Source organism: Aquibium oceanicum (assembly GCF_001889605.1).
GTDB lineage: Bacteria > Pseudomonadota > Alphaproteobacteria > Rhizobiales > Rhizobiaceae > Aquibium > Aquibium oceanicum.
Map to the genome: position 1 here is coordinate 2,978,244 of NZ_CP018171.1, position 21,588 is coordinate 2,999,831.

At 65.0% G+C, this 21,588-nt stretch carries 20 protein-coding genes and 1 tRNA gene; 10 read left to right on the plus strand and 11 right to left on the minus strand.

The annotated features are described in order from the left end of the window. The first annotated feature begins 16 nt into the window (after positions 1-16). Positions 17-1,003, plus strand: a complete 987-nt coding sequence (locus BSQ44_RS14530; RefSeq protein WP_072605399.1) for a hypothetical protein — start codon at positions 17-19, stop codon at positions 1,001-1,003. A 22-nt stretch (positions 1,004-1,025) separates the two neighbouring features. Here the strand turns inward: BSQ44_RS14530 and BSQ44_RS14535 are convergent, their stop codons facing one another. The 5 genes from BSQ44_RS14535 to BSQ44_RS14555 form a co-directional block, all read right to left on the minus strand. Then, positions 1,026-1,982 carry a lysophospholipid acyltransferase family protein gene (locus BSQ44_RS14535; protein ID WP_072608074.1) on the minus strand — a complete coding sequence of 319 codons (957 nt, stop codon included), beginning with the start codon at positions 1,980-1,982 and terminating at the stop codon, positions 1,026-1,028. Between the two features lie 82 nt (positions 1,983-2,064). Next, the gene (gene thrS / locus BSQ44_RS14540; protein WP_072605401.1) at positions 2,065-4,065 is read right to left on the minus strand and encodes a threonine--tRNA ligase; all 2,001 of its coding nucleotides are present in this window, start codon (positions 4,063-4,065) and stop codon (positions 2,065-2,067) included. Positions 4,066-4,258: 193 nt separating this feature from the next. Next, positions 4,259-4,444 carry a YegP family protein gene (locus BSQ44_RS14545; RefSeq protein ID WP_072605403.1) on the minus strand — a complete coding sequence of 62 codons (186 nt, stop codon included), beginning with the start codon at positions 4,442-4,444 and terminating at the stop codon, positions 4,259-4,261. A 98-nt stretch (positions 4,445-4,542) separates the two neighbouring features. Continuing rightward, positions 4,543-4,893, minus strand: a complete 351-nt coding sequence (gene yidD, locus BSQ44_RS14550) for a membrane protein insertion efficiency factor YidD (RefSeq protein WP_072605405.1) — start codon at positions 4,891-4,893, stop codon at positions 4,543-4,545. A gap of 280 nt (positions 4,894-5,173) precedes the next feature. Then, the gene (locus BSQ44_RS14555) at positions 5,174-5,620 is read right to left on the minus strand and encodes an iron-sulfur cluster assembly scaffold protein (RefSeq protein ID WP_072605407.1); all 447 of its coding nucleotides are present in this window, start codon (positions 5,618-5,620) and stop codon (positions 5,174-5,176) included. A gap of 242 nt (positions 5,621-5,862) precedes the next feature. On the opposite strand from BSQ44_RS14555, the gene folE reads away from it, so the two are divergent. From folE to BSQ44_RS14570, 3 genes are all read left to right on the plus strand, one after another. Continuing rightward, a complete protein-coding gene (folE, locus tag BSQ44_RS14560) occupies positions 5,863-6,501 on the plus strand; it encodes a GTP cyclohydrolase I FolE (RefSeq protein ID WP_072605409.1) in 639 nt (212 codons plus the stop codon). Between the two features lie 26 nt (positions 6,502-6,527). Next, positions 6,528-6,986, plus strand: a complete 459-nt coding sequence (hisI, locus tag BSQ44_RS14565; protein ID WP_072608075.1) for a phosphoribosyl-AMP cyclohydrolase — start codon at positions 6,528-6,530, stop codon at positions 6,984-6,986. Between the two features lie 86 nt (positions 6,987-7,072). Next, positions 7,073-8,044 (plus strand): patatin family protein, encoded by a 972-nt coding sequence (locus tag BSQ44_RS14570; RefSeq protein WP_072605411.1) that lies wholly within the window; start codon positions 7,073-7,075, stop codon positions 8,042-8,044. Positions 8,045-8,053: 9 nt separating this feature from the next. On the opposite strand, the gene recJ is transcribed toward BSQ44_RS14570, so the two are convergent. From recJ to BSQ44_RS14585, 3 genes are all read right to left on the minus strand, one after another. Next, positions 8,054-9,838: a single-stranded-DNA-specific exonuclease RecJ gene (gene recJ / locus BSQ44_RS14575; RefSeq protein ID WP_072605413.1), complete on the minus strand. Its 1,785-nt coding sequence runs from the start codon at positions 9,836-9,838 to the stop codon at positions 8,054-8,056. Positions 9,839-9,913: 75 nt separating this feature from the next. Next, positions 9,914-10,891 carry a class II fructose-bisphosphatase gene (glpX, locus tag BSQ44_RS14580; RefSeq protein ID WP_072605415.1) on the minus strand — a complete coding sequence of 326 codons (978 nt, stop codon included), beginning with the start codon at positions 10,889-10,891 and terminating at the stop codon, positions 9,914-9,916. Positions 10,892-11,036: 145 nt separating this feature from the next. Further along, positions 11,037-11,549 carry a DUF2306 domain-containing protein gene (locus BSQ44_RS14585; RefSeq protein WP_072605417.1) on the minus strand — a complete coding sequence of 171 codons (513 nt, stop codon included), beginning with the start codon at positions 11,547-11,549 and terminating at the stop codon, positions 11,037-11,039. Between the two features lie 114 nt (positions 11,550-11,663). Here BSQ44_RS14585 and BSQ44_RS14590 point away from each other — a divergent pair, with 114 nt between their 5' ends. After that, positions 11,664-12,446: a LytTR family DNA-binding domain-containing protein gene (locus BSQ44_RS14590; protein ID WP_157894600.1), complete on the plus strand. Its 783-nt coding sequence runs from the start codon at positions 11,664-11,666 to the stop codon at positions 12,444-12,446. A 4-nt stretch (positions 12,447-12,450) separates the two neighbouring features. Here the strand turns inward: BSQ44_RS14590 and BSQ44_RS14595 are convergent, their stop codons facing one another. The 3 genes from BSQ44_RS14595 to BSQ44_RS14605 all read right to left on the minus strand — a co-directional run bounded on the left by BSQ44_RS14595 (position 12,451) and on the right by BSQ44_RS14605 (position 15,375). Next, on the minus strand, positions 12,451-13,764 hold the full coding sequence (locus tag BSQ44_RS14595; RefSeq protein WP_072605421.1) for a homoserine dehydrogenase: 1,314 nt from the start codon (positions 13,762-13,764) through the stop codon (positions 12,451-12,453). A gap of 42 nt (positions 13,765-13,806) precedes the next feature. After that, positions 13,807-15,027 (minus strand): LL-diaminopimelate aminotransferase, encoded by a 1,221-nt coding sequence (locus BSQ44_RS14600; protein ID WP_179948750.1) that lies wholly within the window; start codon positions 15,025-15,027, stop codon positions 13,807-13,809. A gap of 69 nt (positions 15,028-15,096) precedes the next feature. Next, complete coding sequence (locus tag BSQ44_RS14605) at positions 15,097-15,375, minus strand: hypothetical protein (RefSeq protein ID WP_162276743.1); 279 nt, start codon at positions 15,373-15,375, stop codon at positions 15,097-15,099. 392 nt (positions 15,376-15,767) lie between these two features. On the opposite strand from BSQ44_RS14605, the gene BSQ44_RS14610 reads away from it, so the two are divergent. The 5 genes from BSQ44_RS14610 to BSQ44_RS14630 all read left to right on the plus strand — a co-directional run bounded on the left by BSQ44_RS14610 (position 15,768) and on the right by BSQ44_RS14630 (position 21,582). Then, a complete protein-coding gene (locus BSQ44_RS14610; RefSeq protein WP_072605428.1) occupies positions 15,768-17,597 on the plus strand; it encodes a PHA/PHB synthase family protein in 1,830 nt (609 codons plus the stop codon). 227 nt (positions 17,598-17,824) lie between these two features. Next, positions 17,825-18,988: a YcbK family protein gene (locus tag BSQ44_RS14615; protein WP_235633241.1), complete on the plus strand. Its 1,164-nt coding sequence runs from the start codon at positions 17,825-17,827 to the stop codon at positions 18,986-18,988. Between the two features lie 74 nt (positions 18,989-19,062). Then, a tRNA-Glu gene (locus BSQ44_RS14620) sits at positions 19,063-19,138 on the plus strand. Between the two features lie 412 nt (positions 19,139-19,550). After that, complete coding sequence (locus BSQ44_RS14625; protein WP_072605433.1) at positions 19,551-20,366, plus strand: IclR family transcriptional regulator; 816 nt, start codon at positions 19,551-19,553, stop codon at positions 20,364-20,366. Further along, the gene (locus BSQ44_RS14630; protein WP_072605435.1) at positions 20,341-21,582 is read left to right on the plus strand and encodes a M24 family metallopeptidase; all 1,242 of its coding nucleotides are present in this window, start codon (positions 20,341-20,343) and stop codon (positions 21,580-21,582) included. The genes BSQ44_RS14625 and BSQ44_RS14630 overlap by 26 nt, the downstream gene beginning before the upstream one ends. Positions 21,583-21,588 lie beyond the last annotated feature (6 nt).

Genomic DNA, 21,588 nt, shown 5'->3' on the forward strand with positions numbered 1-21,588 from the left:
GATGTCAGGGGGCCCGATGTCAGAGGGAAAATACAGTCTGTTCATCCGTCGCGCCCTGGTCGTCCTGTTCGCGTTGGCGCCGCTTCACGCGCTGGCGCAGGATGACGTCGACATCGATCTCAAGCTCACTCTGCCCGGCGGCATTTCCGGCTATGCGCCTGCCACAGGCGACCGGCCGCTCGCCCTCGGCAACATGAAACAGGTCACGCTCTCCGCGCAGCTGACCGCCGATTTGCCGGAGCTCGCCCGGGGTGTGATCTGGCGCGTGTTCCGCCCCGAACCGGGCGACGACGGCAAGCTGCCGCTGGTCGCCGACGAGCAGGGCGGCACCCGCATCATCTCGCTGGAGCCAGGCAGCTATCTCGTCCACGCCGCCTTCGGCCGGGCCGGCGCCACCAAGCGCATCACTGTCGGCAACGACGAGCAGCGCGAGAACTTCATCCTCGAAGCGGGCGGCCTGAAACTCGACGCAGTGCTGGCCAACGGCATGCCGATCCCGCCGTCGAAGCTCAAGTTCTCCATATACGAAGCGGCCGAAGGCTCCGACGGCGATCGAGCCCTGATCGTGCCGAACGTCAGCCCGAACAGCATCGTGCGGCTGAACGCCGGCGTCTATCACGTCGTGTCGACCTACGGCGTGGTCAACGCGGTGATCCGCTCCGACATCCGTGTCGAGGCAGGAAAGCTGACCGAGGCCACGGTGGAGCACAAGGCCGCCCAACTGACCCTGAAGCTGGTGCGCGCGTCGGGCGGCGAGGCGATCGCCGACACGTCCTGGTCCGTGCTGACCGAATCGGGCGACGTGGTGCGCGAAAGCGTCGGGCCGTTCGCCTCGATGGTGCTGGCGGAAGGCAACTACACCATCGTCGCCAAAAACCGCGACCGGATCTACCAGAAGGATTTCGAGGTTCAGGCTGGACAAAACCGCGACGTCGAGGTCATCACCTCGGAAGACGGGGCCGACATACGCTCGGACGGCAGCGAACGCGCCGCCGTCGAATAGCGCTGCCCTTGTCCGTTCCGCCTCAGCAATTGGCCGGTCGCCGGTTGCCCGGTCGCAGCGGGAAACGCCTTGCCCCGCGCCGCCGTTCGGCCACCACAGGCGCCATGGAGAAAACGGCGTTCTTCAGGAAGTTCAGCAGCGCCTTGCGCTCGCGGATTGGTTCCATCTCATCCCACGGGACTACGCGCCCGATGCGCACGTCGATCGTGCCGCCGGAAAGGCGGGCGAACTCGCGGATCAAGAGCGAGGTGCGCAGCGTCAGCGAGATGTTGCCGATCATGCGCGGCAGCGGCCGCTTGTCGGCGGTCAGGTCCATGTGGCGGCTGACGAGATGGAAGAGCCTTCCGCACTGGCCCGAGAAATAGAGCGGGATCACGGAGGCTCGGGCGTCCTGAACCAGGCGGGCAGCGAACATCTTCCAGGGCAGATCCTGCGCCTTGCCGAAGCCCTTCGGCGCCGTCGCGACCCCGCCGGCAGGGAAGATCACGATCGTCACGCCTTCCCGCAGGAGCCGCAGCGCTTCGTGGCGAACCTGGAGATTGTTCTTCAGCGCCTCCTTCGATTCGGAGAAATCGATAGGCAGCGAATAGGGTTCGATCTCCGGCACCTTGAGCAGTTCGGAATTGATCATCACGCGGAACGGCCGGCCGAGCTGCTCGGCCAGCGACAGGACTGCGATCCCGTCGCCGATGCCGAATGGATGATTCGCGACGATCACCAGGGGCACGCAGGGCTCGATCGTCGGCGGCCAGGCTTCGGAGTGAAGGACGCGCACGCCGATCAGGTCCAGCATGCGACCGAAGATGCGGTGCCCGCTCGGAACGATCTCGGTCTTCCAGATCCCATAGAGCGCGGCGTACTTGTCGCGGCCCGACACGCCCTCGATCGAGCGGATCACCCAGCGCTTGATCGGCGCCTGAGCTGCGTTCGCATAGGACAGCTCGGGAAACGGAATCGGTCGGGTGCGCAGGCGGGGCAGCATGAGCGCGCTTGTGCCCGCGTTCGATGACAGCCGTATGAAGCGGGCGGGGCTGCATCTCCCCGCCCCGCAAATACCTAGGTCAGGCGGCCGCTTTCGCCTGCTTGCGCCGGATGTCCGGCGGAACCGCCTCCGACGCCAGTTGGGCGATGGCCTCGTCGAGCGCCATCGATTGCTGGTCGCGCGAGCCGAGGCGACGGATGTTGACGGTGCCTTCCTCCGCCTCGCGCCGGCCGCACACCAGCATGACAGGCACCTTGGCGAGCGAGTGCTCGCGGACCTTGTAGTTGATCTTCTCGTTGCGCAGGTCCGCCCGCGCCTGCAGCCCCGCCGCCTTCAGCTTCTCTACGACAGCGAGCGCGTATTCGTCCGCATCCGACGTGATGGTGGCGACCGCCACCTGCACCGGCGCGAACCACAGCGGTACGTGACCGGCGTAGTTTTCGATCAGGATGCCGAGGAAGCGCTCCATCGAGCCGCAGATCGCCCGATGGACCATCACTGGCTGCTTCTTCTCCGAATCCCTGTCGATGTAGAAGGCTCCGAAACGCTCCGGCAGGTTGAAGTCCACCTGCGTGGTGCCGCACTGCCATTCGCGGCCGATCGCGTCCTTCAGCACGTACTCGAACTTCGGCCCGTAGAAGGCGCCCTCGCCCGGGTTGATCGAGGTCTTGATGCGCCCGCCCGACTGCTCTTCGATCGTCTTCAGGACCTCGCCCATGATGGCCTCGGCGTGATCCCACGCCTCGTCCGAGCCGACACGCTTCTCGGGCCGGGTCGAGAGCTTGACGCTCACATGCTCGAAGCCGAAATCGGCATAGGTCGACAGGATCAGGTCGTTGATGCGCAGGCACTCGGCCGCGAGCTGGTCCTCGGTGCAGAAGACGTGGGCGTCGTCCTGCGTGAAACCGCGCACGCGCATCAGTCCGTGCAGCGCGCCCGACGGTTCGTACCGATGCACGTTGCCGAATTCTGCATAGCGGATAGGGAGTTCGCGGTAGCTCTTCAGGCCGTGCTTGAAGATCTGGACGTGCCCCGGGCAGTTCATCGGCTTGATGGCGAAAACCCGGTGGTCGGCCTCCTCATCGTCCGGATTGGTGAAGGCGTGCGCGGATTTCACCGCGAACATGTTCTCCTGGTACCAGCCCCAGTGGCCGGACGTCTCCCACAGAGACTTGTCGAGGATCTGCGGCGCGTTGACCTCCTCGTAGGTGCCTTCAAGCCTGCGGCGCATGTAGGCGACGAGGGTCTGGAACATTCGCCAGCCCTTCGAGTGCCAGAACACGACGCCCGGTCCCTCCTCCTGGAAGTGGAACAGGTCCATCTCCCGCCCGAGACGGCGATGGTCGCGCTTCTCGGCCTCCTCCAGCATGTGGAGATAGGCGTCGAGCTGCTCCTGGTTGGCCCAGGCGGTGCCGTAAATGCGCGTCAGCATCGCGTTGTTGGCATCCCCGCGCCAGTAGGCGCCAGCCACCTTCATCAGCTTGAAGGCGTTGCCGATCTGCCCCGTCGAGGCCATGTGCGGTCCGCGGCAGAGGTCGAACCAGTCGCCCTGGAAATAGATCTTGAGATCCTGGTCCTCGGGGATCGCGTCGATCAGTTCGACCTTGTAGCTCTCGCCCTTGTCGCGAAACACCTTGCGCGCCTGCTCGCGGTCCCAGACCTCCTTGGCAAAAGACCGGTTGCGCTGGATGATCTCGCGCATCTTCTTTTCGATGACCGGAAAATCGTCCGGGGTGAACGGCTCGTTGCGCGCGAAGTCGTAGTAGAAGCCGTTCTCGATCACCGGGCCGATCGTCACCTGCGTGCCGGGCCACAGTTCCTGCACGGCCTCGGCCAGCACGTGCGCAGTATCGTGGCGGATCAGCTCGAGCGCGCGCGGATCGTCGCGGGTGATGATCTCCACAGCGCCACTGCGTCCCACCGGATCGGAAAGGTCGCGCACCTGGCCGTCGAGAGCATAGGCGACCGATTTCTTCGCCAGCGACTTCGAGATGGATTCGGCCAGCGCGGCACCGGTCAATGCCGCGTCGTATTCGCGGACAGAGCCATCGGGAAAAGAGAGGGAGATGGCGGAAGCCATGATTGTCTGTCCTTTCTGTCCAGTCCCGCCTACGGACGCGGGTGGTTCTTGCAATGGCGGCCAGTCACTTGGGACGATGCCGCAGCCGGCGCGCTACATATGTCACGCGCCGGCGCGCGTAAAGACCTGCGGGGCATGACCGCCGCATCGATGCCCCCGCCGGAGCGGGTATGGGGATCGGAGGATTCGGCGCCTATGAAGCGCTGCTGTTGTCCTCGATGGGCGCGTCAGGACCGTTCTTCTTGATCGAGTCGATCGCGTTCTGGGCACTTGCCTTCGAGCTGTATCCCTCGGTCGAGAACATCACCTCGCTGTTGTATTTGAATCGGACACGGAACTCGCCCCGCTTGTCCTTCCAAATCTCGAACTTGTGGGCCATGCCGGCACCCCCTCCTGTGCTGTTTAACAATAGTTAGAGTGCCAGCACTCGCCGGATTGGACAAGCGGAAGATGCCAAGCCGAACGTCTTGGAGCGGTTTATCCGTGGGAATGCCGGGCGGAAAGCCGCCAGAAGCGCCAGGGTGTCCACCACCGCAGGTCGGGTGCCAGTCGGTCGGGCACGTTGTCGATGCCGTGGGTGCCGCCGGGCCCGCAGCGCATGACGCGGAACAACCCCATCCAGCCGCCCGACCAGAGCCCGTGCCGCGCCACCGCCTCGTAGGCATATTCCGAGCAGGTCGGCATGTGCCGGCACGTGTTGCCGATGAAGCCGGACAGGGTGAGCTGGTAGAGCCGCACCAGCCCGGTGCCGAGAAGGCGACCGGGCGTGCGAGACCACGGGCCGGTGTAGTTGCGGGAAGTGGCTGAGCCCCTACGAACAGTATTCACGGATCACCCGCCTCGCATTCAGCACAAACTGCGGTCCCGCTTCGGTTGCGGGGATCCAGATCCGTTCATTGCTGATGTCATAGTGCCCACCCGGGATGCGATTGCGTGTCCGAAAGGCCTGAACGAGCTTCATCTGCGGAGATTGCTCTGCATGGCCGTGCTTCATGATCTGGCGGGGTGCTTCGCCGATGCATTCGATGCAACGGGACATATCTGGCGATGATCGCAAGGACCTCGTCGCGGTGTCTGGCCAGCGCTTCCGAGGGTCGCATCGGCCTGCTCAGGCCGCCGCCTCGGCGGACTTCCGTTCGATCTGGCCGATCGCGTCCACCACGGCGTCGAAGGTCAGCATGGTCGAGGCGTGCCGCGCCTTGTAGTCGCGCACCGGCTCCAGATATTTGAGATCCTCGAAGCGGCCTTCCGGCGGCGCGCCGTTCTCCTTCAGCATCTTGCGCATCGTCTCCCGCACTCCACGCAGTTCCTCCGCGCTGGCGCCGACCACGTGGCTCGCCATGATCGAGGAGGACGCCTGACCGAGCGCACAGGCCTTCACGTCATGGGCGAAGTCGGTCACCACGCCGTCCTTCATCGTCAGGTCGACCACCACCGTGGAGCCGCAGAGCTTCGAATGCGCTGTCGCGCTCGCGTCCGGATGCTCCAGGCGGCCGATGCGGGGGATGTTTCCCGCAAAACCGAGTATTTTCGCGTTATAGACGTCGTCGATCATGGTTTTGCGCGGGCCGCGGGTTTCGGTGACAATCCGTTCCCCCCGACCACCTTTCATTTGGACCTTGAGCCAATATATAATGATCACGATCCCGATGCGACAAGGCGCATGCGCGCGTCTGGCATGAACCGGGATCGTCGACGCCGTTTTCGGGCAATCATCGGAAATCCGTTTCCCCTGAAAAGGCTGTGGTCCGTTCAACTCGTTCCTCCGTATGAGGGGAACTACGGGAGACGCTTTTCATGGACGCCATCGTGAAGAAATTCGAAGATATCGCCGTAGCCGCCACCCAGCCCGAGGTAGAGCGCCCGTCGCAGGCCGAAGTCGAGGCGGCTGTGCGAACCCTTCTCCTGTGGATCGGCGAGAACCCGCAGCGCGAAGGCCTTCTCGAAACGCCCGAACGCGTCGCGAAAGCTTATACCGAGATGTTCTCTGGGTACGGCCGCGACCCGGCCGATGAGCTCGGCCGCACCTTTGAGGAGGTCGCGGGCTTCGACGACCTCGTCATCGAGAAGGACATCACCTTCCACTCGCACTGCGAGCACCACATGGTGCCGATCATCGGCAAGGCCCATATCGGCTACCTGCCGGACGGCAAGGTCGTCGGCCTGTCGAAGCTCGCCCGCGTGGTCGACATCTTCGCGCAGCGCCTGCAGACGCAGGAAGCGATGACGGCGCAGATCGCCGGCGCGATCCAGGACGTGCTGAACCCGCTCGGCGTGGCCGTCATCATCGAGGCGGAGCACATGTGCATGGCCATGCGCGGCATCCGCAAGCAGGGTGCTACCACGATCACATCCACCTTCACCGGGGCATTCCGCGACAGTCCCGAGGAGCAGGTCCGCTTCATGACGCTGCTTCGCGCCGGCGGACGAGGGTGATCCGCCACACCGGCGGCGAAACAGGCATGGCCGACACGATCTTCCCTCCCCCCTCGCCCGACAAGGCCGTGCTCGAGGAAGGCGCGGTCTTTTCGCCGCGCTTCGATTCATCGGGCCTCATCACGGCCGTCGTTACCGATGCGGGCGACGGCATGCTCCTGATGGTCGCATACATGAATGCCGAAGCACTGGCGCTGACGCTGCGCACTGGCATCGCGCACTACTGGTCCCGCTCGCGCAATTCGCTCTGGAAAAAGGGCGAGACATCGGGAAACTTCCAGCACGTGGTGGACCTCCGAACCGACTGCGATCAGGACGCGGTCTGGCTGAGCGTCAATGTCGAAGGAGACCAGGCAACCTGCCACACGGGACGGCGTTCCTGCTTCTACAGGAAAGTGGTTGAGGACGATGGCGTTGCGAGGCTGGAGAATGACGGCAGCGAGCCGGTCTTCGATCCCGCTACCGTCTACGGCAAATTGAAATAGCTGCACCAACGTGCGGTCCGTCACAGATTCATGAAAAAGATAGGTGTCTCTGGCACCATCGGAGCTGGGACCTAGGGGAGATCACGATGCTCGAGTGGGCATCGCTTCGCGCGAAGCAGGAGTTGCGTGACGGACACGGCAGTGTTCCCGTCGAGGCGCCTCCGCTGCCGGAGCCTGCGAAGAAGACCGGGATCGCACTCGCGCTGGGCGGCGGGGCGGCCCGCGGCTGGGCCCATATCGGCGTGCTACGCGCGCTGGACGAGGCTGGAATCCAGATCGACATGATCGCCGGCACCTCGATCGGCGCGCTGGTCGGCGGCTGCTATCTCGCCGGGAAGCTGGACGAACTGGAGGAATTCGCGCGCGGCCTGACCAAGCGGCGCGTCTTTGGTCTGCTCGACTTCCATTTCGGCGGCAACGGCCTATTCGGCGGCATGCGGCTGACGGCCCGCATGAAGGAGCACATGAACGGGCTGACCTTCGAGGATCTGCCGAAGCCGTTCGTGTGCGTCGCCGCCGAAATCCGCACCGGGCACGAAATCTGGCTGTCGAGCGGCAACCTCATCACCGCCATGCGCGCTTCCTATGCCCTTCCGGGTGTCTTCGAGCCGGTCACGGCCAACAAGCGCGTGCTGGTCGACGGCGCGCTTGTCAATCCCGTTCCCGTCTCGGTCTGCCGCGCCTACGAGCAGCCACTCGTGGTGGCGGTCAACCTGCACTACGACCTGTTCGGCCGCGCCGCCGTCATCAAGCACAGCGCCGGCGACCTGATGATCGAAAAGGATGCGCCCCGCCCGGATGCCCGCACCGCGAAGGGTAGCGAACACGAAAAGCGCATCGGCATTACCGGCGTCATGGTCGAGGCCTTCAACATCATACAGGACCGTATCTCGCGCGCGCGGCTTGCCGGCGATCCGCCGGACATGTCCCTGCAGCCGAAGCTCGGGCACATCGGCCTGACCGAATTCCACCGCGCCGACGAGGCGATCCGGCTCGGCTACGAGGCGACTATCGCGAACCTCAACGAGTTAAAACGATTGCAGACGGTTCTCGCCTGAACCGGCTCTTCACCCGGCTATCGCCGCGTCCGTCAGCCTGAACTGCATCGATTTCGAGCCGTTCCAGTAGTTCGCCGAAATGGAGCCGGCGACGTGGACCGTCCGTCCCTGGCTCTTCAGCAGGAAATTGCCGAGGTCGGTCTCGGCGCAGCGGAACGCCATGGCCTGGATGCGGCCACCGCCCCCCGATTTGAGATCGACGCGCAGATGGCCGGTGCCGACGGGTCGCACCCGGGCGATCTCGTGCCGGGGCAGCACAAAGACCGGCTGGGCATGGCCAGCGCCGAAGGGGCCGGCCTTCTCTATGATCTCCAGCAGCTGGAGATTGGCGCCTTCGGCGAGCAGCGCCGCATCAACCTTCAGCGTCTCCTCGTGGCGCAGGCGAAAGACGTCCTCCGACGCCATTTCCTCGAAGAAGGCGCGCAGAGCACCGAGCTTCTCGCGCTCCACCGTGATACCCGCCGCCATCGCGTGACCGCCGCCCTTCACCAGGAGGCCACGCGACACCGCCTCCCGTACGAGCCGCCCGAGATCGAAGCCGGGGATGGAACGGCCCGACCCGGTTCCCATGCCGTTGGCGTTGAAGGCGATGGCGAAGGCGGGGCGGCGGGCATGGTCCTTCAGGCGGGAAGCGAGCAGGCCGACAATACCCGGATGCCATTTCTGCGAGGCAGTGACGACCACCGCCGGCCCCTTGCCGGAGATCAGCTCCGCATCCGCTTCGGCGCGCGCTTCCTCCAGCATGGTACGCTCCAGCGCCTGGCGCTCCTGGTTCAGGCGATCCAGCGTCTCGGCGATCTCGCGCGCTTCCACCGGGTCGTCGGTGGCAAGCAGGCGCGCGCCGAGCGCGGCGTCGCCGATGCGTCCGCCGGCATTGATGCGCGGACCGATCAGGAAACCGAGGTGGAAGGTGTTCACCGGCTCGCCAATGCGGGAGACCCGCTGAAGCGCTGCGAGCCCCGGATTCTGCATATGCCGCGCCGCGATCAGGCCCTTCACCACGAAGGCGCGGTTGACGCCGGAGAGCGGAACGACGTCGCAGACCGTCGCTAGCGCGACGAGGTCGAGCAAGGAAAGCAGGTCCGGAGGACGCGTCCCGCCGAGGCGTTGTCGCAGGATCTTCGCGGTCTGCACCAGCGTCAGGAACACCACGCCTGCTGCGCAGAGATGGCCCTGGCCGGAAAGATCGTCATCCCGATTGGGATTGACGACCGCCACGGCGTCCGGCAGCGGCCCGCCCACCTGGTGATGGTCGAGCACAACGACGTCCGCCCCCGCTTCGTTCGCGGCGGCAATGGAGGGGCCGCTGTTAGTGCCGCAATCGACGGTCACGATCAGCGAGGCGCCGCGGCCGACCAGTTCGCGCATGGCGTCAGGGTTCGGCCCATAGCCCTCGAAGATGCGGTCGGGAATGTAGATTTCCGTCTCGATGCCGTAGTGGCCGAGGAAACGCTTCATCAACGCCGACGATGCCGCCCCGTCGACGTCGTAGTCGCCGAAGATCGCCACCCGTTCGCGCCGCTCGACCGCCCGCGCCAGGCGCTCGGCCGCCTTCTCCATGTCGGTCAGTGAGGCCGGATCGGGCAGGAGGTCGCGGATGGTCGGATCGAGGAAGCCGAGGCAGGCGTCTGAATCGATGCCGCGACCGGCGAGCACCCGTGCCACGATGTCGGGCAGACCGTGGTTCTGCGCGATGGCGAGCGCGACGTTCTCGTCACGCACGGAGAGCCGATGCACCCAGGAGAGGCCGGATGCCGATCGCTTTACGTTGAGGAACGGGCGCAGATCAGCCATGGCCCGTCCCGAATCGTGCGTTCATGCAGCGGAAAATAGGTGTTCCGCAAGACCGATTGCAAAGCCTGCCGGTCTTCAGAACTTCTCCAGGTCTTGGTGCTTGGCCTTGATCTCGCGAACAGTAAGCGAAGACGAACGCATCACGATGGTGTGGGTCTGGATGTAGTCGCGCGCGAACTTGACGCCGGCGAGCAGGTTGCCGTCGGTCACGCCGGTCGCGGCGAAGAGCACGTCTCCGCGCGCCATCTCGTCCATCTGGTAGACCTTATTGGGATCGGAGATTCCCATCTTGGCGGCACGGGCGACCTTTTCGTCCGTGTTCAGCTGCAGGCGCCCCTGCATCTGGCCGCCGATGCAGCGTAGCGCCGCCGCCGCCAGCACGCCCTCCGGCGCCCCGCCGATGCCGATGTAGATGTCGATGCCTGTCTCGTCCGGATCGGTGGTGTGGATGACGCCGGCGACGTCACCGTCGCCGATCAGGCGGATCGCAGCACCCGTGGCGCGCACTTCCTCGATCAGGCGGGCATGACGCGGCCGGTCCAGAATGCAGGCGGTGATCTCGTTGACCTTTACGCCCTTCGCCTTGGCGACGCTTTCGAGGTTCGCGATCGCCGGCGCGTCGATGTCGATGACGCCGGCCGGATAGCCGGGGCCGACGGCGATCTTGTCCATGTAGACGTCGGGCGCGTAGAGCAGGCTGCCCTTCTCGGCGATGGCAATGACCGCGAGCGAGTTCGGCAGGTTCTTGGCGCAGATCGTCGTGCCTTCCAGCGGATCGAGCGCGATGTCGACTTCCGGCCCCTCGCCGATGCCGACCTCCTCGCCGATGTAGAGCATCGGAGCCTCGTCGCGCTCGCCCTCGCCGATCACGACGGTGCCCTTGATCGGCAGGCGGTTGAGCTCGGAGCGCATGGCGTCGACCGCCACCTGGTCGGCCGCCTTCTCGTCGCCCCTGCCGCGCAGTCTCGCGGCGGCCACGGCGGCGCGTTCGGTGACGCGAACCAGTTCGAGGGTCAGGATGCGGTCGAGACCGGCCGAAGCGCTTTTCAACATGAAGGTTCCTGCAAGGACAATGATTGTGCGGCGTCTCCTTTTGTCAAAGCCGCCACGACCCGGCAAGTGGCTGGCGGTCGGATATATTGCCCGCTTTCAAGATCAATCGATTGAATGCGACAGCCGTCCGAACGGGAGCGGCGTTTCAGCGCGTGACCGTCCGCCGCCGCGCGAACCCCGATTCCTTCGCCAGCCTGAAAAGGAGAAACAGGAGCCCAGCGACCAGCACCGCCGACACGACAATGCCGACCCAGGGCTGGGGACCTTCGAAGAAGACTTCGTGCATGATGCGCCCCGGCAAGAAAGTGAAGCCGCCGGCCAGGACCAGCGCGCCGAGATAAGTGGTCTGCATGGCCGTCCGGTGCTCCGCGATGCGCCCTTGCCGGGCGAGCCACACGCCCTTGACCAGGAACCAGATCGTCGCGATCGACAAGAGATGGATCGGGCTCCAGATACCGATGAGGCGGATGACGTGGATGAACAGCGAACTGACGGCGACGACCAGCATAAGGGCTACCCAGACGCGACCGGCAATGCGATGCGCCCTGTCGCCCTTCCCGCGAAACAGCACCACCCCGCCGAGGAAGAAGCAGACGATTGCGAACAGGGAATGGATCTGGATGGCGAAATTCGCTTCTAGCAGCGGAGACAGGGTCATCGTGAATCGTCCTTGTCGGTCTTAAGGGAAGCGGCCCATAGGCCGGCTACGCTTGACCTGTGCCCCCGCGTCCTGTTTCTCAACGAGGCATTCGCGAGCGGACGGACGAGATACGTGAGAGGAACGGTTCTGCAATCCACGAAGCGCGAATTGCAGGCGGCGGTCCGCTCGCCACTGCTGTGGGCAGCCCTCGCCGCCGCCGCGCTCGTGTTGGGTCTGGCCGGCCCCTTCGGCACCTATGACGGGCTCGCGCTGCCGGGCCGCCTCGCCTACTGGGCTTTCGTGGCGGTGGTCACCTGGTTCACCGGCTTCGGATCGGTGGCGTTGCTGAACGCGCTTTTGCCGGGCACGAGAAGCGCCACCCGCGACTTCTTGTTCGGCGCACTGGCCGGTTTGCCGGTGACGACGCTGGTCTGGGTGTTCAATCTCTGGATCTTCCCCGAGGACGGGATCGGCTTCCTGCCGCTGCTCGCCTACGTCACGATGTTGGCCGCCATTGTCTCGGCGATCGTGTCGGTGTTCTCGGAAAAGATGGCGAGCGGTCTCGCGGCAAATTCGGCAACGGCGCCCGCCGTGGTTCCGGAAAGGCCGCCGCTGCTCGACAGGATGCCACCGGCATTGCGCGGCAGGCTCCGATACCTCTCCATGCAGGATCACTATGTCGAGGTCGTCACCGACAAGGGCTCGCATCTCGTGCTGATGCGGCTTTCGGACGCCATCGCCGAAACCGCTGGGATCGACGGCGTGCAGATCCACCGCTCGCACTGGGTGGCAAGGGAGGCTGTCACCGGCTCTGGGCGCCAGGGCGATCGGATCGTGTTGCAACTCGCCGGCGGAGCCGAACTGCCGGTCAGCCGCTCGAAGCTGCGCGAGGTCCGCGAAGCCGGATTGCTCTGAGGCCTCAGGCCGCCCGTTCGATGCGGATCACCTGCGGCTTGTCGAGCAGGTGCTTGTCCTTCTCCATGCCCTCGACCGCCTTTCGGACGGCCGCTTCGGTCGTTTCGTGCGTAACCAGGATGACCGTCTTGCGATCGGAGGAATCCTCGCCACTGGCGTGCTGCACGATCGATTCCAGCGAGATGTCGTTGTCGGCCATGCGCTTGGCGATCGCCGCGAACACGCCGGTCCGGTCGTGCACAGTCAGGCGGATGAAGTAGCCGCCGGCATGGGCGCGCATGCGCGCCTTGCGGTAGGGCGCGAGTTCCTTCGCCGGACGGCCGAAGACGGGACCGTGCTGGAAACCAGGTCGGCTCTTGGCGATGTCGGCGATGTCGCCGATCACGGCCGATGCCGTTGCGTTGCCGCCCGCGCCGGGTCCCGAAAGCAGGAGTTCGCCCAAAATGTCGGTCTCGATCGCGACCGCGTTGGTGACGCCATGGACCTGCGCGATCACCGAGGCGGTCGGAACCATCGTGGGATGCACGCGCTGCTCGATGCCGCTGTCGGTCCGCTGCGCCACGCCGAGAAGCTTGATCCGGTAGCCGAGTTCCCCGGCGGCGCGGATGTCGGCTTGCGTGATGTTGGAAATCCCTTCCATGTAGATCGCCGAGGGAGAGATCTTTGTGCCGAAGGCCAGGCTCGTCAGGATCGACAGCTTGTGGGCGGTGTCGTGGCCCTCGATGTCGAAGGTCGGGTCGGCTTCGGCGTAGCCCAGCCGCTGGGCGTCGGCCAGGCAGTCGGCGAAGGATATGCCTTCCTGCTCCATGCGCGTCAGGATATAGTTGCAGGTGCCGTTGAGGATGCCGAACACGCGGGTGATCGCATTGCCCGCCAGCGCCTCGCGCATCGTCTTGATCACCGGGATCCCGCCGGCCACCGCCGCCTCGTAGTTCAGGAGCACGCCCTTCTTCTCGGCGATTTCGGCAAGCGCAAGTCCGCTGGCTGCAAGCAACGCCTTGTTGGCGGTAACGACGTGACGGCCGGCTTCCAGCGCCGCCTTCACGCTCGCCTTGGCCGCCCCCTCCTCACCGCCGATCAGTTCGACGAAGACGTCGATGTCGCCCTTGCGGGCAAGCTCCACCGGGTCGTCGAACCATGCGATGCCGTCAAGCGTTATGCCGCGGTCCCGGGCGCGGTTGCGGGCCGAAACGGCCGTCACAGTGACGGCGCGGCCGCACTGGCGGGTGAGTTCGGCGGATTTCTCCGCCAGTATCCGCACGACCGACGCGCCGACCGTCCCCAAGCCGGCGATCCCCACACGCAATGCTTCGCCCATGGTTCCGGACCCCTCCTGAACGCTGATGGAAATTTCGATGGCTCAGCGATGCGCGCTGAGCGGAATGACGTTGTCGAGCGTCTGGCTCGCGGTGGACAGGAAACGCTTGATATTCCGCGCCGCCTGGCGAATGCGGTGCTCGTTCTCGACCAGCGCGAGGCGTACGAAATCGTCGCCATGCTCGCCGAAGCCGATACCGGGCGCCACCGCCACGTCCGCCTTCTCGACCAGGAGCTTGGAAAACTCCAGCGAGCCGATGGACTTGAACGGGTGTGGAATGGGCGCCCAGGCGAACATCGTCGCCGCCGGTGCCGGAATCTCCCAGCCAGCACGCCCGAAGGTGTCGACCATCACGTCGCGACGCTTGCGATAGACCTCGCGCACGTCCTCGATCTCGGTTCCGTCGCCGTTCAGGGCAGCCGTTGCCGCAACTTGGATGGGCGTGAAGGCGCCGTAATCGAGATAGGACTTTACCCTCGTCAGTGCCGAAATCAGGCGCTCGTTGCCGACGGCGAAGCCCATGCGCCAGCCGGGCATGGAGAACGTCTTCGACATGGAGGTGAACTCCACCGCGACGTCCATCGCGCCGGGCACCTGCAGCACTGAGGGCGGCGGATTGCCGTCGAAGAAAATCTCGGCATAGGCGAGATCGGACAGGATGATGATGTCGTTGCGGCGCGCATAGGCCACGACGTCCTTGTAGAAATCGAGCGTGGCGACATGCGCGGTCGGGTTGGACGGATAGTTCAGGATCAGCGCGAGCGGCTTGGGGATCGAATGCTTCACAGCCCGCTCCAGCGCCGGGATGAAGCTGTCGTCCGGCTGGGCCTGGATCGAGCGGATCACGCCGCCCGACATGATGAACCCGAAGGCGTGGATCGGGTAGGTCGGGTTGGGGCACAGCACCACGTCGCCGGGCGCGGTGATCGCCTGCGCCATGTTGGCGAAGCCTTCCTTTGAACCGAGCGTCGCCACTACCTGCCGCTCGGGATCGAGCTTCACGCCGAATCGCCGCGCATAGTAGTTCGCCTGCGCCCGCCGCAGTCCGGGGATGCCGCGCGAGGACGAATAGCGGTGGGTGCGCGGGTCGCGCACGACGTCGCACAGCTTGTCCACGATGGATTTCGGCGTTGGAAGATCGGGATTGCCCATGCCGAGATCGATGATGTCGGCGCCTTGCGATCGGGCGGTGGCCTTGAGCCGGTTCACCTGCTCGAAGACGTAGGGCGGCAGCCTGCGGGTCTTGTGGAATTCTTCCATGATGGTTCCGGCGGGATCAGGGGGCGGAAATTCGCGGCGATATACACCCATTCGCCGGGAGGGTCGATAGCGTCACTCGCCCTCGATCTCCTTCAGGGCGTCGGCGCCGTGGGTGGCTCCGAGCTTTCGAAGCTCGTCCATGTCCTTCTTCCCCACCGTGGAGCGGTCGAGATCCTTGCCCTGGTCGCGTGCCGCCGACTTCAGGTCGCGTTCCGCCCGCTTTGCCTCGCTGCTGCCGAGCTGTTCGGCGGCGCTGCGGCGGGGAATGTTGAGGTTGGGATACTGGCCAGTGTTCGCCGGAGCCGAGGGTCCCATGCCGACGACGCCGGTCGCCGTCCGGGCCGGTGGCACGGCCGGAGCCTGAGCCGCTACCGGACTGGCGGCTGAGGGTTCCGTCGATGCGGCGGGCTGCGATGAGGGCGTGGCGGGTGCGGGAAGGGGCGCGGCGGATCCAGACGCAACGGGTTCGCTGGATGCCAGCGCCGCCGACGGTACGGCTTCCTCGATGGAGACGCTCGCGCAGCCCGGAAGCAGAAGCGAAAAAGCAAGAAACGCGCCGGATGCGACGATTCGACCGGCGCCGGGCAGGCAAAAACGATATCGAGGACGCCTAAGGGACATATTGTCTTCCCGACCACACGTTAGGGAAGCCGGAGACCGGCGGCCCCCAGGGAGTTGGACCCGTATGGTCGTCACATGATATTGTGTCAAGAAAGCGCCTGCCCGGAGGAGATGCAACCGAAATGACCCGCCCTGAGGACAACAAGGATTCGTCCCGGCAAGCATCTTCCGCCGAACAATACATCATCAAGGATCCCGAACTTTTCGCACGTAATCTGGCGCGCATGATCGAGAACGCCGGCAAGGCCGCCTCCGCCTGGGTGACGCCGCGCGAACGCGGCGAGGTGCGTGACAGCATGGCCGAGCCGATGGCCGACATGGTCAAGACCTTTTCCAAGGTCAGCGAGTACTGGCTGTCCGACCCCTCCCGCGCTCTGGAGGCCCAGACGAAGCTGTTTTCGAGCTACATGACCATCTGGGCCAACGCGGTGAGAAAGTTGAGTGGCGAGGACGTCCCCTCCCCGGCCGAGCCGGAAAAAGGTGACAAGCGCTTCCAGGACCCGGAGTGGAGCACGCATGCCTTCTTCGATTTCCTGAAGCAGGTCTACATCGTGACCACGCGCTGGGCCAACGACCTCGTGCAGAACGCGGAAGGCCTCGACGAGCACACCCGCCACAAGGCGAATTTCTACGTCAGGCAGGTCTCGCAGGCGATATCTCCCTCGAACTTCATCCTCACCAACCCGGAACTCTTCCGCGAGACGGTTTCCAGCCACGGCGAGAACCTCGTGAAGGGCATGCAAATGCTGGCCGAGGACATCGCGGCCGGAAAGGGCGAACTGAAGCTGCGTCAGGCCGACTACACCAAGTTCGCGGTCGGCAAGAACATCGCCACCACGCCGGGCAAGGTGATCGCCCGCAGCGAGCTCGCCGAAATCATCCAATACGAGCCGTCGACCAAGAAGGTGCTGAAGCGGCCCCTGCTGATTTGCCCGCCATGGATCAACAAGTACTACATCCTCGACCTCAACCCGCAGAAATCCTTCATCGCCTGGGCGGTCGAACAAGGGCACACTGTCTTCGTCATCTCCTGGGTCAACCCGGACGAACGCCACGGTTTCAAGGACTGGGAGGCCTATATCGACGAGGGCTTGAAGTTCGCACTCGAGACGATCGAGAAGGCGACCGGCGAGCGGAACGTCAACGCCATCGGCTATTGCGTCGGCGGCACGCTTCTGGCGGCGGCACTCGCGCTGATGGCTAAGGAGGGCGACGACCGGATCCGTTCGGCGACCTTCTTCACCACCCAGGTGGATTTCACCCATGCCGGCGACCTCAAGGTCTTCGTCGACGAGGAGCAGGTCGCGGCGCTGGAAAAAGCGATGAAGGAGAAAGGCTACCTCGACGGCACGCGGATGGCGACGGCCTTCAACATGCTGCGCGCGGGCGACCTCATCTGGCCGTACGTGGTCAGCAACTATGTGCGCGGCAAGGAACCGATGCCGTTCGACCTGCTCTACTGGAACGCCGATTCGACCCGCATGGCGGCGGCGAATCATTCCTTCTACCTGCGCAACTGCTACATGAACAACGCGCTGTCGCAGGGAACGATGATGCTGGCCGGCAAGAAGGTGGCACTGAGCGACATCACGATTCCCGTATACAATCTCGCGGCTCGGGAGGATCACATCGCCCCTGCCCGCTCGGTCTTCACCGGCTGCTCCTTCTTCGGCGGCGAAGTCGAATACGTCATGGCGGGATCCGGCCACATCGCCGGCGTGGTGAACCCGCCGGCGATGAAGAAGTACCAGTACTGGACCGGCGGCAAGCCGGTCGGCGATTTCGATGCCTGGGTGACGGCGGCGAAGGAAAATCCGGGCTCGTGGTGGCCGCACTGGCAGGAATGGGTCGCCCGGCAGGACGACAAGCGCGTCGCCGCGCGCAAGACGGGCGCGCGCGGGTTACAAGTTCTGGGCGAGGCGCCCGGCACCTACGTGGCGGTTCGCGTCTGATCTGTAATGCGGTGTAACTGTCTGTGATCCATGCGGAGGTGCCATCGCGCACGTTTCGCCTGTATGTATCTTGCGTCGATTTCGGCAACTCCTCGTTAACGTTTCCTTGATTGACGGAGGCCGGTTCGCTGCGGCAAGGATCTCGATTCGAAGGTCCGGCTGAATTCATTCTTCCCGGATGTCCGGGGTGCAGGACGTTTCCGATGGAAGCGCCAAGGGGGTCACGCTTGAGATCAGTCGCAACGCTTCTCGCGGGCGCGAAGCTTCGATCAGCCTCCTGCGCGCTGGGCGCCGCTTTCCTGGCTGCTTGCACAGTCACCTCCGGCCCTAGCCTTGATGTCGCCGCGCCGGGATATGCTGGCGGAGCACCCTCGCTCGCAGGCGTCCTGACCCAGGCCGAGGCGCAGCTCTCCGCCGATGCAGCGGCTGACGCCGTGGCGGAAGGCGATGCGGCGGACACCACCGCAGTCGCCCAGGGGAACGGGGATGCGGAAGCGCCTGCCCTGCCCGATCAGGTCGCGTCCGTCCCCGAGGTCAAGCCCGGCGAGGCTGCGGCCGGTAAGGCTTCGGCGACGCCGGCCGGCAAGAAGCCGGTCGAGCTTGCCCTGGCCGCCGCGCCGGCATCAGGCGCTGCCGAGCCGCAAGCCCCCGCGCCCGAAATCAAGCCCACCGCCTTCATCGAAAACGGCCCCGGCCCGGCGCCCGCGCAGCCGCAGAAGAAGCGCGGCTTCTTCACCTCGCTCTTCTCGAGCGAGTCCCAGGCAGCGAAATCGGCCAGCCCCATCGTCGAGTTGAAACAGGCGCCGAAAGCGGAAACGAAACCCGCCGCGGAAAAACCCATCATTGCGCTGGCCTCCACCGGCGGCACGGCAGAGGCCGCCCGACCGGTGTTCTCCGGAGATGCGCTGCCCGGTGTCCGGCAGGACTCGCTCTTCGAGATCACCCGCAAATCCGGCATGGACGACATCTCGGACATCGACCTGCACGAGGAGGATGGCCCCGTCCAGATCGCATCGGCCGCCGGCCTGGCACGACTCGCGCCCAACGGCCTGATCAAGCAGACGGAGGGCGTGGACGTCGCCTGCCTCAAGCCTTCGCTGGTGCGTGTGCTCAAGACGGTCGAGCAGCGTTTCGGCAAGCGCATGATCGTCACCTCGGGCTACCGCAGCCCGGAGCGCAACCGGCGTGCACGCGGCGCGAAGAACTCGCTCCACATGTACTGCGCCGCCGCGGACGTTCAGGTACCCGGCGTGAGCAAGTGGGAACTGGCCAAGTTCGTGCGCTCCATGCCCGGCCGCGGCGGGGTCGGAACCTACTGCCACACCAACTCGGTCCACATAGACGTCGGTCCGGAGCGCGACTGGAACTGGCGCTGCCGGCGCCGCAAGTAAAATTCTCGTTGCGACGCGACGTAGCGGGTTGCCCCCTCGCGGGAAGCTGACTATAAGGCCGCACGTTCTGCCAAGCGCCCATCGTCTAGCGGTCTAGGACGCCGCCCTTTCACGGCGGAAACAGGGGTTCGATTCCCCTTGGGCGTACCAGGCAGCTTCTTCCACCGAATGTTTTCAATGGCCTGCAAGCCATTCCGTCTATGGGCCATAGCCCGTCGGACGGCTTCTCACCGCTTGTGCGCTGCCAGCCAGTGCAAACAGTTCGGGACACCGCTGCGCGGTGGTAAGCAGCAAATCCATGGCAAGCTGCGCTCGGCGCCCGCTCGGCCTCCGAGAATAAAAGAGCACGCTCCATATCTACGCTCGTTCCAGGTCGAACAAGATCTGTTTCGGCGGGACCAATATCTCCTGTCGTCGCCGCCCGCCGCAAAACCGCATTCGCGAATACTGGTCGCGCCCCCCTGCATCTCGCAAGAGTCACGGTTGACAGATCGGACGAACAATCTCTAAGCTTAATTATCGAGACGCCGTCTCTCATATCGAGACGATCGGAGGCTAACGATTGGACCGGGCCTACAACGACCTAAAATCCGTCTCCCGTGCCGCGGAAGTGCTCACGGCCTTCCTCAAGGCCGAGGAATGGTCGATTTCCGGCCTCGCGCGCGAACTGTCCCTGCATAAGAGTGTTACCCACCGCCTCGTCTCGACCCTGACGACGTCCGGGCTTCTGATCTGCGACGCACGCAGCGGGCTCTACAGGCTCGGACCGATCATGGCTCAGCTCGGCAACCAGGTTGAGCGCAACGGGCTGCTCCACCGCTTCGCGCGCCCCTTCATGGTGGACCTTGCGCGGCTGTCGGGAGAGACGGTGTCGATCCAGGTCGTGCAGGGCGATCACGGTCTCTGCGTGGACGTGGTGGAAAGCCAGCACGCGATGCGGCTGACCATCTCTCCCGGCCAGTCCTTCCCGCTGCACGCGGGCTGCGCGGGCAAGGTCATGCTCGCCTTCCAGGCTCCGGCCGTGATCGACCGGCTGCTGTCGCACACCCCGCTCCAGCGCTACACCGATGCCACCATCACGGATCCAGAGGCGTTGCGCGCCGACCTTGCCAGCATCAGGGAACGCGGCTTCGGCTTCAGCGACAGCGAGATCACACCCGGCGCCCGGTCGATCGGTGCTCCGATCTTCGCCGCGAACGGCATCGTGGCCGGTAGCCTCGTCATCTCCGGTCCGGGCATGCGTCTCTCGAACGAGCGGATGAACCAACTCGCGATACCCACGGCACAAGCAGCGGCAGGCCTTTCGGCCGCGCTGGGGTACACGCCACAACCGGTGGAAGGGGGGGCCTCGGATGCTCTTCAACAGAAAGCGGGCTGAAGCCCTGATCGAGGCGCAAGGCCTCGACGCGGTCGTCGCGTCGTCGGCGGAGAACGTCCTCTACATGACGGGCTTCGAATGCACGACGCACTGGATCAACAAGGGTTTCCAGCAATACGCGCTGTTCTCGCCCGGCCACAGCCCCGACGCCTCGCTGATCGCGCCGGGGCTCGAAATCGACTCGCTGGTGGAAGGCGATCTCTGGGTCGAGGACGTCTACGTGTTCAGCCCGTTCCTGCGTGGCCGCGCGTCGGATCCCGCGCTGATGGACGAGATCGGCCGCAAGGGGGCCGCGCTGGTCGCCCGGGCGCCGTCCGTCGGCACAGCCGTGGACGGCCTCGTCGCTGCCATCGAGGCGCGGGGACTGCAGGCCGGACGCGTTGGAATTGACGAGAGCGGTGTTTCGATACAGGCGCTCGAAGAACTCCGCAAACGCCTGCCGAACCTGAAGATTTCCTACGCGGCGAACCTTCTGTGGGAAATCCGCATGGTTAAGACAACCGAGGAGATCGAGCGTATCGAGCGATCGACGCGTGTCTCGGAGGATGCGATCCGCGCCGCCTATTCCACCATTCGACCAGGCGTGACCGAAGGCCAGATCATCGACGCCTACCATCGCGAACTCGCGGACGCGGGCGCCAGGCCGACCTTCTGCGTCGTCGGGTCGGGCAGCCGCTCCTCGTACCCGCATTCGCTTCGCTCCGACCGCGCGATCGAGACTGGCGACATTGTCCGCTACGACGTGGGCTGCACTTGGAGATACTACCACTCCGACCATGCGCGCGCGATCATCCTCGGCCAGCCCACGGACGAACAGCGCCGCGTCTGGGAGGCTCTGGCCCAGGGCGTCGACGACGCGGTTTCGGCGGTAAAGCCCGGCGCCACCGCGGCCGATCTCTTCAACGTGGCAATGGCGCCGGCCCGCCGCCTGGGCCTGGACAATTTCGACCGCTTCCACTGCGGCCACGGCATCGGGATCAGCGTCTACGATCCGCCGATCGTCACCGCGTCCGACCCGACCAAGTCCGCTTTCCTGATGCCCGAGATCAAGGAGGGGCTCGAGGTCGGAATGGTCCTCAACATCGAGGTCGGCTATTACGTCCAGGGCGTCATGGGGTTCCTTTGCGAGGACACCATGGTCGTGACGCAGCAAGGCTCCCGCCTCTTCACGCGCAACAGCAAGTCGCTCGACCTGCAGACCTTCGTGGAGCGCTGAGGCGCG

Coding starts and splice junctions, on each gene's coding strand:
- BSQ44_RS14530 (WP_072605399.1), top strand. CDS start 17: ATGTCAGAGGGAAAATACAGTCTGTTCATCCGTCGCGCCCTGGTCGTC.
- thrS (WP_072605401.1), bottom strand. CDS start 4,065: ATGGCTTCCGCCATCTCCCTCTCTTTTCCCGATGGCTCTGTCCGCGAA.
- BSQ44_RS14545 (WP_072605403.1), bottom strand. CDS start 4,444: ATGGCCCACAAGTTCGAGATTTGGAAGGACAAGCGGGGCGAGTTCCGT.
- BSQ44_RS14555 (WP_072605407.1), bottom strand. CDS start 5,620: ATGATCGACGACGTCTATAACGCGAAAATACTCGGTTTTGCGGGAAAC.
- folE (WP_072605409.1), top strand. CDS start 5,863: ATGGACGCCATCGTGAAGAAATTCGAAGATATCGCCGTAGCCGCCACC.
- hisI (WP_072608075.1), top strand. CDS start 6,528: ATGGCCGACACGATCTTCCCTCCCCCCTCGCCCGACAAGGCCGTGCTC.
- BSQ44_RS14570 (WP_072605411.1), top strand. CDS start 7,073: ATGCTCGAGTGGGCATCGCTTCGCGCGAAGCAGGAGTTGCGTGACGGA.
- recJ (WP_072605413.1), bottom strand. CDS start 9,838: ATGGCTGATCTGCGCCCGTTCCTCAACGTAAAGCGATCGGCATCCGGC.
- glpX (WP_072605415.1), bottom strand. CDS start 10,891: ATGTTGAAAAGCGCTTCGGCCGGTCTCGACCGCATCCTGACCCTCGAA.
- BSQ44_RS14585 (WP_072605417.1), bottom strand. CDS start 11,549: ATGACCCTGTCTCCGCTGCTAGAAGCGAATTTCGCCATCCAGATCCAT.
- BSQ44_RS14595 (WP_072605421.1), bottom strand. CDS start 13,764: ATGGGCGAAGCATTGCGTGTGGGGATCGCCGGCTTGGGGACGGTCGGC.
- BSQ44_RS14610 (WP_072605428.1), top strand. CDS start 15,768: ATGACCCGCCCTGAGGACAACAAGGATTCGTCCCGGCAAGCATCTTCC.
- BSQ44_RS14630 (WP_072605435.1), top strand. CDS start 20,341: ATGCTCTTCAACAGAAAGCGGGCTGAAGCCCTGATCGAGGCGCAAGGC.